The 12,990-nt window shown below is 56.1% G+C and carries 5 protein-coding genes, 2 tRNA genes, 3 rRNA genes and 1 pseudogene; 8 read left to right on the top strand and 3 right to left on the bottom strand.

Features of this window, described 5'->3' with window-relative positions; genetic code table 11:
• Positions 1 to 80 precede the first annotated feature (80 nt).
• Positions 81 to 1,004 carry a methyltransferase domain-containing protein gene (locus Q363_RS31830; RefSeq protein WP_035358831.1) on the bottom strand — a complete coding sequence of 308 codons (924 nt, stop codon included), beginning with the start codon at positions 1,002 to 1,004 and terminating at the stop codon, positions 81 to 83.
• 161 nt (positions 1,005 to 1,165) lie between these two features.
• Entirely contained in the window at positions 1,166 to 2,107 is a 942-nt protein-coding gene (locus Q363_RS31825; protein WP_035358830.1) for a branched-chain amino acid transaminase, read from the bottom strand.
• Between the two features lie 181 nt (positions 2,108 to 2,288).
• Between Q363_RS31825 and Q363_RS31820 the strand changes: the two genes are divergently transcribed.
• Positions 2,289 to 2,969, top strand: coding sequence for a MarC family protein (locus Q363_RS31820; RefSeq protein WP_051979625.1), 681 nt, complete (start codon positions 2,289 to 2,291; stop codon positions 2,967 to 2,969).
• 79 nt (positions 2,970 to 3,048) lie between these two features.
• On the opposite strand, the gene Q363_RS31815 is transcribed toward Q363_RS31820, so the two are convergent.
• Entirely contained in the window at positions 3,049 to 4,416 is a 1,368-nt protein-coding gene (locus tag Q363_RS31815) for an NAD-dependent succinate-semialdehyde dehydrogenase (protein ID WP_035358828.1), read from the bottom strand.
• A gap of 248 nt (positions 4,417 to 4,664) precedes the next feature.
• Between Q363_RS31815 and Q363_RS31810 the strand changes: the two genes are divergently transcribed.
• The 7 genes and pseudogenes from Q363_RS31810 to Q363_RS31780 form a co-directional block, all read left to right on the top strand.
• Entirely contained in the window at positions 4,665 to 6,140 is a 1,476-nt protein-coding gene (locus Q363_RS31810; RefSeq protein WP_035359047.1) for a M48 family metallopeptidase, read from the top strand.
• A 766-nt stretch (positions 6,141 to 6,906) separates the two neighbouring features.
• Positions 6,907 to 8,406, top strand: a 16S ribosomal RNA gene (locus tag Q363_RS31805).
• 279 nt (positions 8,407 to 8,685) lie between these two features.
• Positions 8,686 to 8,762: transfer RNA gene (locus Q363_RS31800), tRNA-Ile, on the top strand.
• A 36-nt stretch (positions 8,763 to 8,798) separates the two neighbouring features.
• A tRNA-Ala gene (locus Q363_RS31795) sits at positions 8,799 to 8,874 on the top strand.
• 360 nt (positions 8,875 to 9,234) lie between these two features.
• Positions 9,235 to 12,183: ribosomal RNA gene (locus Q363_RS31790) — 23S ribosomal RNA — on the top strand.
• A 139-nt stretch (positions 12,184 to 12,322) separates the two neighbouring features.
• Positions 12,323 to 12,439 (top strand): 5S ribosomal RNA (gene rrf / locus Q363_RS31785).
• Together the 16S, 23S and 5S rRNA genes with 2 tRNA genes alongside form the textbook arrangement of a ribosomal RNA operon.
• 264 nt (positions 12,440 to 12,703) lie before the next feature.
• Positions 12,704 to 12,961: pseudogene (locus Q363_RS31780) on the top strand (transposase); the annotation flags it as partial.
• Between the last annotated feature and the right edge of the window lie 29 nt (positions 12,962 to 12,990).

The following is a 12,990-nucleotide window of genomic DNA, read 5'->3' as shown; positions in this document are numbered from 1 at the left end:
CAGGGTAGGAGTGATCCTACGTCAAAAGTGTCACCCGGCCGCCGGCTGGCACTGCTTCGAAGACGCTACGCCGAGGTACGTCATGGATTAGTGATCACGGTTCGCGAAGCAACTGGGACGGATGAGCTCACCTTCTGCAGGATGAATTCCATCTGGGTTCCCAGCCTCTCCCTGAACAAGGATGTTCCGAGTAATAGCGGTGGCGCGACGAGGATGGTTATTGGCACTGAGATGTGTTGAAAATCATTCCGATGCGAGCGGCGGAATCCAACGACGCGGAAGCTACAGCGACGAAAGAGAGCCTCAGCCGTGGGCTTGGTGAACTCCCACGTATGTCCGGGAATATGACAGCATTTCCAAAGCCAGCTGCGTCCCGTCATCTGAGCCAGTGTCTTGAAGTAGCGCGATTCAAGAGATTCGATGTCCGGGAAGCTGATGAAGGCAAACCCTCCGTCTTCAAGGAGCGAGTAGACGCGCAAGAGCGTCGTGACGGGATGAAGCGCGTGTTCGAGGACGTCTGCCATCGAGATCAGGCGGAAAGATCGCCCGCTGTAATTCGCTGTCTCGAAGGGTTCATTCCGGACTGTGATGCCGTAGTGCTGTTCGGCCCACCGAGCTGTGACCTCATTGATCTCGAGCCCCTCGGCGTTGAACCCTCTCTGCTTTAAAACGTAGGGAAATAGCCCTGTGGTGCAGCCGATGTCGAGCGAAGGTCCGGGGCGCACATAGGAACAGATCCAGTCGGCATATCCGCGGAACTTCTCTCCGAACTCGAGTTCGGTCTCCTCTTCGGACAACAGGTCTGCATGGTACCCTCCGCTGTAGAAGGTCTTAATGTCGTCAAGCGTAGGACGAGGATCGGTGTAGTACTGTGTGCAGTCCGGGCATCTTGCCAGGTACCAGATTTTATCTCCAAGGCTCCTGGAGAACAGCCGGATAGCGTTCGTCGCGCCGCAACTTGGGCATGCAGACGATGCCGCTTCGGAAAACTTCGGATGACCCATGTTCGACTCCTCTCGGTGGCTCGAAAGAAGGAAACCATGATCCCACTGCGAGGTAAAGGTTTTCCGGAGTTACGGCCTTGCGGAGTCCAGAGATTGTCGAAGAGCATAAACCACAAACGGGCAGCCGAAGCTGCCCCCTGTTTCTATGTGGGGATTACCGGTTATGCGCCGACTGTCTCGGCGACCTTGACGTTGACCGGAGTGAGCCAGTTGTAGCGATCTGGATTGAGGCCGTTGACGATCGCGAAGAACTCATTGTGGAGCGCCGTCGTGATGGGGCCCATGGTGCCGTCGCCGATCAGGATGCGATCGACCGAGCGGAGATGGGTGACCTCGGCGGCGGTTCCGGTGAAGAAGGCCTCGTCGCAGATGTAGAGGAGTTCGCGCGGCAGCGCCTGCTCGACGACCTCGATGCCGAGTTGTCGGGCGAGCGTGATGACGGAGCTGCGCGTGATTCCGCTCAGAACCGAGTTGGCCAGAGGCGTTGTGTACAAAACGCCGTTGCGGACGAGGAAGAGGTTCTCGCCCGAGCCCTCGGAGAGGTAGCCGTTGACGTCGAGCGCGATTCCCTCAGCATAGCCGTTGATCTCGGCCTCCATGCGGATGAGTTGCGAGTTCATGTAGTTTGCGCCAGCCTTGGCGAGCGAGGGCATGGTGTTGGGAGCCAGACGCGACCAGCTGGAGACGCAAACGTCGGCGCCTTCGTTGCCGGGGACGTACTTGCCCCACGGGAAGTTAACGATGTAGACCTCGACCGGCGACTTGAGCGGGTTGACACCGACCTCGCCGTAACCGCGGAAGGCGATGGGGCGGATGTAGCAGGGCGCGACGCCGTTGGCTTCGATGACATCGACGACGGCGGTCGAGAGCTGTTCGACTGTGTAGGGCAGCGGCATGCGGTAGATCTTGGCCGAGTCGATCAGCCGCTGCATGTGCTCCTGCAGACGGAAGACTCCGGCACCGCTGGGCTGTGCGTAGCAGCGGATGCCCTCGAAGACGGAGGAGCCATAGTGGACGACATGGCTCATGACGTGGATCTGGGCCTTGTCCCAGGGGATGAGTTGTCCGTTGTGCCAGATGTTCGCAGTGGTCTGAATAGGCATGAATGGCTCCTGATGTCGAGATTTCATTATAGCGGTGCGGAGGGCAGCGCATCATTCGATCTTCTTGGAGCAGCTTCGTTCCCTCCGGGAAGGCAGAAGGGCGAAGCAGTTGAGCGGACCTCTGAGAGAGAGGAGGGAGGAGCCCAAACAGGAACCGGCTCTCGCATGGGAGAATGTAGAGATGCTGGTTCCACACTCGATGAGTCTTTCAGGGCTCGAGAACTCGGTGTACGTACGGTTTTCGGTGCTGGCGCTGAGCTCGATCTTTTTTCTAGTCGATCCCTTCGCCGCTTTGCCAACGTTTCTGGCGGTGACGGCGGGCTCTGACGAGCATCGGCGGAGGAGGATTGCGTGGAAGGCGTCGTTGACGGCATTGATCTTTCTAAGTACCTTTGCCTTGGCTGGGCAGTACATCTTCAAGATGTTCGGCATTACGCTGCCTGCGTTCGAGATCGCAGGCGGGGTGATCCTGCTGCTGATTGGTCTGGATATGCTGGAGGCGAAGCGGTCGGCGACCCAGGAGGCGACGGGCGACGCGGAGGCCGCGGCCAGTAAGGAGGACGCCGGAATCGTGCCGCTGGGAATCCCAATGCTGGCCGGACCGGGTGCGATCGCGAGCGTGATGGTGCTGGTGGGCCAAGTGCAGAACCGGTGGCAGATGGTGGCGATTCTGGGGTCGATCCTCATTACGGCAGCGATCTGCTACCTGGTGCTGGGGCACTCAGAAAGGGTGGCGCGGGCTCTTGGAGACACGGGGATTCGCATCCTGGTGCGAATTATGGGTTTGCTGCTGGTGGCGCTGGCGGTGCAGTACTTTGTGAATGGCATGGCCGATCTTGGTGTGATTACGAAGCCTTCTTAGATCTTCCCGTTTGCAGAGACACTAAACCCCCGCAAGCACAGCGGGGGTTTAGTGTCTAAAACCTTCCGGGGATGGAGGATCAGGCTACGCGGATCAGCTTCTTGTTCACGAATTCGCCGATACCAAGATCGGAGAGTTCGCGGCCGTAGCCGGAGTTCTTTACGCCGCCAAACGGGAGGTCGGGCGCGGTCCAGGTTGATTGGTTGATGAAGACCATGCCGGTGTCGATCTGGCGTGCGACCCTCTTGCCCCGCTCGATGTCTTTGGTGATCACCGATCCGCCAAGACCATAGGGGGAGTCGTTCGCCAGCTTGACGGCCTCCTGCTCGTTCTTCACGCGGAAGATGAGCGCTACCGGGGCGAAGAACTCCTGATAATAAGCAGGATTTTCCGGCTTGATATTGGTCAGGACGGTCGGCTCAAGGAAGTATCCGGGCCGGTTGAGCCGCTTTCCACCGAGCAGGACCTTTGCGCCACCGTCAACCGCCGTCTTGATCTGCTGCTGAACAAGATTGAGAGCACCTTTAGTGCACAGCGGTCCGATCGTCGTCTGTGCATCCATCGGATCGCCGGGAACCAGCTTCTCCATCTCCTTTTTGAAGCGATCGACGAAGGCGTCGGCGATCTTCTCGTCGAGGATGAAGCGTTTGGCGGCGACACAACATTGTCCGGTGTTGTTCATGCGGCCCCACACGCCCCATTTGATGGCCGTGTCCATATCCGCGTCGTCCAGCACGATGAAGGCATCGCTACCGCCGAGTTCCATCGTGCTCTTCTTGAGGGCCTTGCCGGCCTCGGCAGCAACGGCAGCACCAGCCCGTTCGCTGCCCGTTAGCGCCACGCCCTTGATGCGCTTGTCGGCGATCGCGGTGGCGGCCTGCTCGTTCGAGAGAAAGACGTTGGTGTAAGCACCCGCCGGAGCGCCGGCGTCGAGGAAGAGCTTTTCAAAGGCCAGCGCGCACTGCGGCACGTTGGGCGCATGCTTCACGATCAGCGTGTTGCCCACCATCAGGTTGGGTCCGGCGACACGCGCCAACTGGTAGTAGGGGAAGTTCCAGGGCTCGACGCAGAAGAGGACGCCCAGGGGCGCGTTCTCGACGAAGGCCTCGCCCTCATGCACCTTCAGCTTCTCGGGAGCGAGAAACTTCTCTGCGTTGTCAGCGTAGTAATCCAGGATATCGGCGCTCAGGTCAACCTCTGCCTGCGCCTCTCGAAACAGCTTACCCATCTCAAGAGTAATGGGGCTGGCGAATTCGTCGCGGTTTTGACGCAGGATCGAAGCCGCCTTCTTGACGATGATCTTGCGCTCGGCCAGGGGCTTCAGACTCCAGCCGTTCTGGTAGGTACCCTCGGCACGCGCGATGATCTCCTCGAGTTGCTGGTCCGTGTGCTCTGGAAATGTTTTAACCAGTTCTTCATTGTTTGGATTGATGGTTTGGTATGTCATTGGAAACGCTCTCCTTGTCTGTTTCATTTCCTTAGACGATGTGACCGGACTAGCATTGCTTAAGAATTTGGGGGGCGTGCTTGCTCTGACGTCCCGTTTCCGCTCGATGCGATACTGCCCAGGCGGTCCTCCGTGGTGTGGTGGAGATGGGGCTGGGGCGCGTATTCTACTTCCGCGCGCTGGTGGTCGACCGACTGGCGGTGGTGCGACATTCTGTGTCGATTTCTGCATCACAAATGCAGAGGGCCATGAAACAGACGAGACCAGTGCTGATTTGGGTAATGGCGATCGGGCTCGTAGGCGCGAGCCTTCCGGCGTGGGCGCGATTCCAGGTGCCTCCACCGTGCAAAAACGCCTTCACGGTGGAGCAGGAGCAGACCGAGGGCGCAAAGGTTGCAGCTGAGGTCTTCAAGCAAATGCCGGTGCTGCCCGATGGGTCGCCGATCTCGCAGTATATCCGGCAGTTGGGGGGGAAGTTGGTAGCGGTGACGCCGGGCTACCGGTGGCCGTTCAACTTTCACGTGGTCGCCAGCGAGGAGATTAATGCATTTGCACTGCCGGGCGGTGCAATGTTTGTGAACCTGGGGACGATTCAGGCAGCGGAGACCGAGTCGCAGCTGGCCGGTGTGATGGCGCACGAGTTGTCGCACGTGGTGATGCGCCATTCCACCTGCAACATGACCAAGCAGCAGTCGGTCGGCACATGGGCGGCGTTGGGCCAGTTGGGTGCGGCGATTGCGTTGGGAAACGGCGCTCTGGGGTCGATGGCGAGCCAGGGGATTGGAATGGCGGCCGGGCTTGGCTTTCTGCGGATGTCGCGCGAGTACGAGAAGCAGGCCGACCTGCTAGGGGCCGACATCCTGTACGACGCAGGCTTCGATCCGCGTGGGCTGCCGCAGTTCTTCGAGACGATTGAGGCAAAGTACGGCGAGGGCGGAGCGCAAATCTTCAGCGACCACCCGAATCCGGGCAACCGGACACAGTACGTCAATGCGGAGATTGCTACGCTTCCTCCGCGAGCCAATCCGCGGGTGACGTCGGCTGAGTTTACACGCGCTCGCGAGCTGGCGAAGAAGGAGAAGACGTACAACGCCAAGGAGGTGCAGGCCGGTGCGTGGCGGCAGACTGGAAACTACGCCCTGGTGGCAGGCGGTCCCGGGCAGGTGATCCCCAGTCCCGCCAGCAGTAACGGCCAGGGTGCACCCATCGGAAGGCTGAGCCGCGCATCGCTCGGCCTGAACGACCGTATGGTCCCCTATCAGGGCAGAGCGTTTTCGGTGAATTATCCAGCGAGTTGGCAGAAGGCAGAGGGTAAGAACGGCAACGTGGCGTTTGTTCCTCCGAACGGCGCCGGACAGTCGGGAATCGCATACGGCGCGATGATCGACGGGGTGAAGTTCCAAACCCCGGTTCGGGATGCGAACTCGTTGGCGCAGGCAACGACGGCAATTGCGCAGCAGATCAGCCAGCAGAATGGCGGAATGCAGCAGGCCAGCGATCTGACGACCCTGACGATCGGAGGACAGCCGGCCAACGCGGTCGAGCTTCGGGGAAGGTCGCCGGTCAGCGATGGAGGCTCAACTCTGGTGGAGCGGGATCTTCTGGTGACGGTAGCGCGGCCGGACGGGGGAGTGAGCTACATGGTCTTCGTGGCTCCGGAACCGGATTACCCGACGCTGAAGCCGCTGTTCTCGTCGATGATCCAGAGTTTTCAAGTGAAGTAAAACCCGCGTATCTATTGAGTAAATCGCAGTTTCCAACAGGAATCCCGAGTTTTTAACAGGGACCACGGGTTGCACTACGGCTCCGTCGTTGATAATCTCAGGAAGTCGCAGTGAGCAGCCGGCTTGCACAGAAGTAAAAAGCACGGTATTCTTACTGAGTAGTAGAAAGCTTCGCACCTGAGCCGGGAACAGTGAGCAGAGGGAAGACGGAGCGCAGTCCAAGCGTTTGATCGCGGCAGAGAGCCAAGGGCCAGCCGAATCCAAACCCAAGTCACTGCAATCAAAAGAAGAAGCCTAGGCTTCGCGGCAGACGTTGCGCCGTATGGATGTTTTGACATTTTGCGCTTTGCGAACGTTGATTTGGCGGGGACGATCCGAGAGAGAAAATCTCAAAAGAAAGTTCAAAAACAGGTTGACATGAGGTTGAAAGTTCGATATTCTCAGAAAGTTCGCTAAAACGTCGGACGCTGCTAAGCGGTAAGAGTAGGGCTGAGTAAAACGCCTGAATGCAGCGAAATAAAAGACGAAAACAGCGCATCAAGTTCGAGGACACGATCCTGGCTTTGAGCCGGAGAGGTCCTTGATCCAAAGCTGCCCGCCTAGTGCGGATGCAGTTCGGATCTTTGACAACATAGTTGAACGTGCCAGTCGTGAGATGATACGGAATTTGGTTTAGTCATTCTCACTAATTATATCCTTCGCTCCTTTCGAGCGAGCGAAGGCGTCTGACTCCCGGACCTCCGTCCTGGGAGCGGACACACCAAGATTAAACGAGAGTTTGATCCTGGCTCAGAATCAACGCTGGCGGCGTGCCTAACACATGCAAGTCGCACGAGAAAGGGTAGCAATACCTGAGTACAGTGGCGCACGGGTGAGTAACACGTGAATTATCTACCTTCGAGTGGGGAATAACTGAGAGAAATCTCAGCTAATACCGCATAACACCTACGGGTCAAAGCAGCAATGCGCTTGAAGAGGAGTTCGCGGCAGATTAGTTAGTTGGCGGGGTAATGGCCCACCAAGACGATGATCTGTATCCGGCCTGAGAGGGCGCACGGACACACTGGAACTGAAACACGGTCCAGACTCCTACGGGAGGCAGCAGTGGGGAATTTTGCGCAATGGGGGAAACCCTGACGCAGCAACGCCGCGTGGAGGATGAAATCCCTTGGGATGTAAACTCCTTTCGATCGGGACGATTATGACGGTACCGGAAGAAGAAGCCCCGGCTAACTTCGTGCCAGCAGCCGCGGTAATACGAGGGGGGCAAGCGTTGTTCGGAATTATTGGGCGTAAAGGGCGCGTAGGCGGTTTGACAAGTCTGATGTGAAATCTCTGGGCTCAACCCAGAGTCTGCATTAGAAACTGTCGGGCTTGAGTATGGGAGAGGTGAGTGGAATTTCCGGTGTAGCGGTGAAATGCGTAGATATCGGAAGGAACACCTGTGGCGAAAGCGGCTCACTGGACCATAACTGACGCTGAGGCGCGAAAGCTAGGGGAGCAAACAGGATTAGATACCCTGGTAGTCCTAGCCCTAAACGATGATTGCTTGGTGTGACAGGTACCCAATCCTGTCGTGCCGAAGCTAACGCGATAAGCAATCCGCCTGGGGAGTACGGTCGCAAGGCTGAAACTCAAAGGAATTGACGGGGGCCCGCACAAGCGGTGGAGCATGTGGTTTAATTCGACGCAACGCGAAGAACCTTACCTGGGCTCGAAATGTAGTGGACCGGGGTAGAAATATCCCTTTCTAGCAATAGACTGCTATATAGGTGCTGCATGGCTGTCGTCAGCTCGTGTCGTGAGATGTTGGGTTAAGTCCCGCAACGAGCGCAACCCTTATCTTCAGTTGCTACCATTTAGTTGAGCACTCTGACGAAACCGCCTCGGATAACGGGGAGGAAGGTGGGGATGACGTCAAGTCCTCATGGCCTTTATGTCCAGGGCTACACACGTGCTACAATGGCCGGTACAAACCGCTGCAAACCCGCGAGGGGGAGCTAATCGGAAAAAGCCGGCCTCAGTTCGGATTGGAGTCTGCAACTCGACTCCATGAAGCTGGAATCGCTAGTAATCGCAGATCAGCATGCTGCGGTGAATACGTTCCCGGGCCTTGTACACACCGCCCGTCACATCACGAAAGTGGGTTGCACTAGAAGTCGGTGCGCTAACCGCAAGGGAGCAGCCGCCCAAGGTGTAATTCATGATTGGGGTGAAGTCGTAACAAGGTAGCCGTAGGAGAACCTGCGGCTGGATCACCTCCTTTCTAAGAGAGAACGTCATGGCACTCGGATGCGCCCCGCGATCGCGGGCAGCTCTAGTAGCTGAGCACTCCGGGACGTTGTCATGTACCGTCTCTAGCTATTAAGTCTGCTGGAGATGAGCCTGAACTAAACCTTCTCTTTGCCGATATTCTTCAACATCGATGGTCAGGAGTGGCGTAGCCGCTCCGCACGTTCAACTGTGTCCTCGAAACCTTTTTCGAGAGAGCTCGACTTTGGCTCAGACGAGTCAGCAGAGCAGCATGCGTACAAAGCGCAATGCCGGGCCTGTAGCTCAGTTGGTTAGAGCGCACCCCTGATAAGGGTGAGGTCGGTAGTTCGAATCTACCCAGGCCCACCACTTTGACCGCAGCTATCGGGTAAACTGATAGTCGATGGGGCTGTAGCTCAGTTGGGAGAGCACCTGCTTTGCAAGCAGGGGGTCAACGGTTCGATCCCGTTCAGCTCCACCATCAACCCTCGAACAAGGAAGTATGAGCTGCTTCAGGTTGAGGCTCTGCGCAAGCGGAGTTTGAACCTTGAGCAGCAATGCTCGAGCCGCCTAAGGGCGCGACAGCGACATGTAAGTCGCTCGACGATTTTTGACAACTGAATAGATTGGGTAAATATAACTACAAGGCTGAGCAGCATGTCTTCGGGTAGTCTCCGGAGAAAGCTGTCAATCAGTGTTGAGTGTCTTTAGAATATTCGTATCGGCGATCAGGTCCTCAGTAAGTTGGGGAGATGGTTGTAGCGATACAGGCGAATGGACAATGTAGATTGCTTAGTAAGTAGTAGAGGTAGTTGCTCTGCTGCGTGCGAGTAAATTCTATGGTCAAGCTACTAAGGGCGCACGGTGGATGCCTTGGCAGAAACAGGCGATGAAGGACGTGGCAAGCTGCGATAAGCTTCGGGAAGCCGCACACAGGCGTTGATCCGGAGATTTCCGAATGGGGAAACCCACCCAGGCAAAACCTGGGTATATCCAACTGAATTCATAGGTTGGAATAGGCGAACGGAGGGAAGTGAACCATCTCAGTACCTCCAGGAGGAGAAAGAAACCTCGATTCCGAAAGTAGTGGCGAGCGAAATCGGAACAGCCCAAACCCGTTGCATTAAGGTGCGTCGGGGGTTGTAGGGCCTGCAACAGTAGAGTTACCAATCTGGTCGATAGTCAAAGCTTCTGGAAAGGAGCTCCATAGAGGGTGACAGACCCGTAGACGAAATTGATCCAGACTCGAAGCAGGTACCTGAGTAAGGCGGGGCACGAGAAACCCTGCTTGAATCCACGGGGACCATCCCGTAAGGCTAAATACTCGTTTCTGACCGATAGTGAACCAGTACCGTGAGGGAAAGGCGAAAAGCACCCCTTTGAGGGGAGTGAAAAGTACCTGAAACCGTGTGCCTACAAGCAGTGGGAGGACTATGCCCGCAAGGGAATGTCTGACCGCGTGCCTATTGCATAATGAGCCGGCTAGTTATTCTTGTCAGCAAGGTTAAGCGTGAGCGAGCCGCAGCGAAAGCGAGTCTGAATAGGGCGATAAGTTGGCAGGAATAGACGCGAAGCGGGATGATCTACCCTTGGCCAGGTTGAAGGTGGGGTAACACCTACTGGAGGACCGAACCGGTGTTTGTTGAAAAAAGCTCGGATGAGCTGAGGGTAGGGGTGAAAGGCTAATCAAATTCCGTGATAGCTCGTTCTCTCCGAAATAGCTTTAGGGCTAGCCTCGGGTGATTTGGATTGGTGGTAGAGACATGATTGGACTAGGGGGCTTTCCGGCTTACTGAATCCAGCCAAACTTCGAATGCCAATTACAACCAGCCCGGGAGTCAGACTGTGGGGGCTAAGCTTCACAGTCGAGAGGAAAACAGTCCAGACCGCCTGCTAAGGTCCCCAAATTACAGTTAAGTGGGAAAGGAAGTCGGAACGCTCAGACAGCCAGGAGGTTGGCTTAGAAGCAGCCATCCTTTAAAGAAAGCGTAATAGCTCACTGGTCAAGCGGTCCGGTGCCGACAATACAACGGGGCTAAAACTGTATACCGAAGCAGCGGATGCACACTTTGAGTGTGCGTGGTAGGAGAGCATTCTCACAGCGATGAAGTCAGACTGAGAAGACTGATGGAGCGTTGAGAAGAGACCCTGCCGGCATAAGTAGCGATAAGGAAGGTGAGAACCCTTCCCGCCGAAAGTCTAAGGTTTCCTGAGGAAGGTTAATCCGCTCAGGGTTAGGCGGTCCCTAAGCCGAGGCCGAGAGGCGTAGGCGATGGACATCCGGTTAATATTCCGGACCTCCCAGTTTTTCGTTATCACGATGGGGTGACGCAGAAGGATAAGCAGGACCTCCTATGGCTATGGGGTTCGATGCGCGTAAGCTGGTTTTCCTAGGCAAATCCGGGAAGGCATAACAGTGAGGCGCAAAGCAGTAAGCCGTATGGCTGAAAGCTGCTGAGTTCACGCTGCCAAGAAAAACCTCTAAGGAGAGAGATTGGGAACCGTACCACAAACCGACACAGGTAGACGAGGAGAATATCCAAAGGCGCTCGAGTGAAAGCTTGTTAAGGAACTCGGCAAATTAGACCCGTAACTTCGGGAGAAGGGTCGCCCCCTGGGTGCAAGCCCGGTGGGGCCGCAGTGAAACGCGTACGGCGACTGTTTAACAAAAACACAGGTCTCTGCAAAGTCTAAAACGACGTATAGGGGCTGACTCCTGCCCGGTGCCGGAAGGTTAAAGGGAGAGGTTAGGGCGCAAGCTCGAAGCTTTGAACTGAAGCCCCGGTGAACGGCGGCCGTAACTATAACGGTCCTAAGGTAGCGAAATTCCTTGTCGGGTAAGTTCCGACCTGCACGAATGGAGTAACGATCGTACGACTGTCTTAACGAGTTGCTCGGCGAACTTGTAGTACCGGTGAAGATGCCGGTTACCCGCAGCTAGACGAAAAGACCCCGTGCACCTTTACTATACTTTTACTGTGAGTTACGGCAATTGCTGCGCAGGATAGGTGGGAGGCTTTGATACCAGGTTCTCGGACTTGGTGGAGCCAACGGTGAGATACCACCCTGCGATTGTTGTGATTCTAACCTCCTCCCGTGATCCGGGAGAGGGACATAGTAAGACGGGTAGTTTGACTGGGGCGGTCGCCTCCTAAATTGTAACGGAGGCGCGCGAAGCTACACTCAGGTCGTTTGGAAATCGACCGTCGAGTGCAAAGGCATAAGTGTGGTTAACTGCGAGACCTACAAGTCGAGCAGATGCGAAAGCAGGCCTTAGTGATCCGGTGGTTCTGTATGGAAGGGCCATCGCTCAACGGATAAAAGGTACGCCGGGGATAACAGGCTGATCATTGCCAAGAGTTCATATCGACGCAATGGTTTGGCACCTCGATGTCGGCTCATCGCATCCTGGAGCTGTAGAAGGTTCCAAGGGTTAGGCTGTTCGCCTATTAAAGCGGTACGTGAGCTGGGTTCAGAACGTCGCGAGACAGTTCGGTCTCTATCTGCTGTGGGCGTAGGAGATTTGAAGAGGGCTGTCCTTAGTACGAGAGGACCGGGATGGACGAACCTCTTGTGTTCCAGTTGTCTTGCCAAAGGCACGGCTGGGTAGCGAAGTTCGGTTGTGATAACCGCTGAATGCATATAAGCGGGAAGCACGCTCTAAGATGAGATCTCCCAACCCGTAAGGGAAAAGAAGGGCCCAGGAAGACCACCTGGTTGATAGGCTGGAGGTTGAAGCGCAGTAATGCGTGTAGCTTACCAGTACTAATCGCCCGTTCGGCTTGTCCATAGAATTTACTCTGCGCAGTGAGCAGCATTTGCTAACTGTTCCGAAGATTCTCGACACAAGCCATGTAGTTATACGCAAGGTAACGTCTACTCAATCTATTCAGTTGTGGAAGATCGCGCGAGCGAGATTTCTCAAGTTTGCCGGTGAGTTTACCGCGAGGGTCACACCCGTTCCCATCCCGAACACGGAAGTTAAGCCTCGTTGGGCCGATGGTACTGCACGCGTAAGTGTGTGGGAGATTAGGTGATCGCCGGCATAATTTAGAAAGGCCCCATCTTCGGATGGGGCCTTTCTGTTTTTGTAATTCGTCAGGAATCTTAGCGGTGAGCGCGAAGCAAATACTGAGTGATCAGCACAATGAGAGTTCCTTGCTGGCGACAATTATTTCTCCCTATATGAGGTGAGTTGAGACGATGCGGGAAGCGCTTGGAGAGCGCCTTTCGCATGGTGATGACCTGCCCCCGGAAATCTCTACCAGTTTGAACTGGAGTTCTCTCCTAAATTGAACGAGGGAGCTGAGATGAAGAAGAGCCGGTATACGGAAGAGCAGATCATTGGGATATTGAAGCAGCATGAGGCTGGAGTGAAGACGGCGGATCTGTGCCGTGAGCACGGGATCAGCGCGGCGACGTTCTACGGCTGGAAGCTGAAGTTCGGGGGCATGGAGGTGAGCGAGGCGCAGCGGCTGAAGGCGATGGAGGATGAGAACCGTCGTCTGAAGCTGCTGGTGGCGGAGTTGAGCCTGCACGGCGAGGCGCTGAAGGCAGTCATACGAAAAAACGGCTGGAGCTTGCCGGTCTAAGAGGC

The sequence above is a fragment of the Edaphobacter aggregans DSM 19364 genome, from assembly GCF_000745965.1.
Classification (GTDB): domain Bacteria; phylum Acidobacteriota; class Terriglobia; order Terriglobales; family Acidobacteriaceae; genus Edaphobacter; species Edaphobacter aggregans.
The sequence above is the reverse complement of the archived record's forward strand: the minus strand, read 5'-3'. Positions and strand labels throughout refer to the sequence as shown.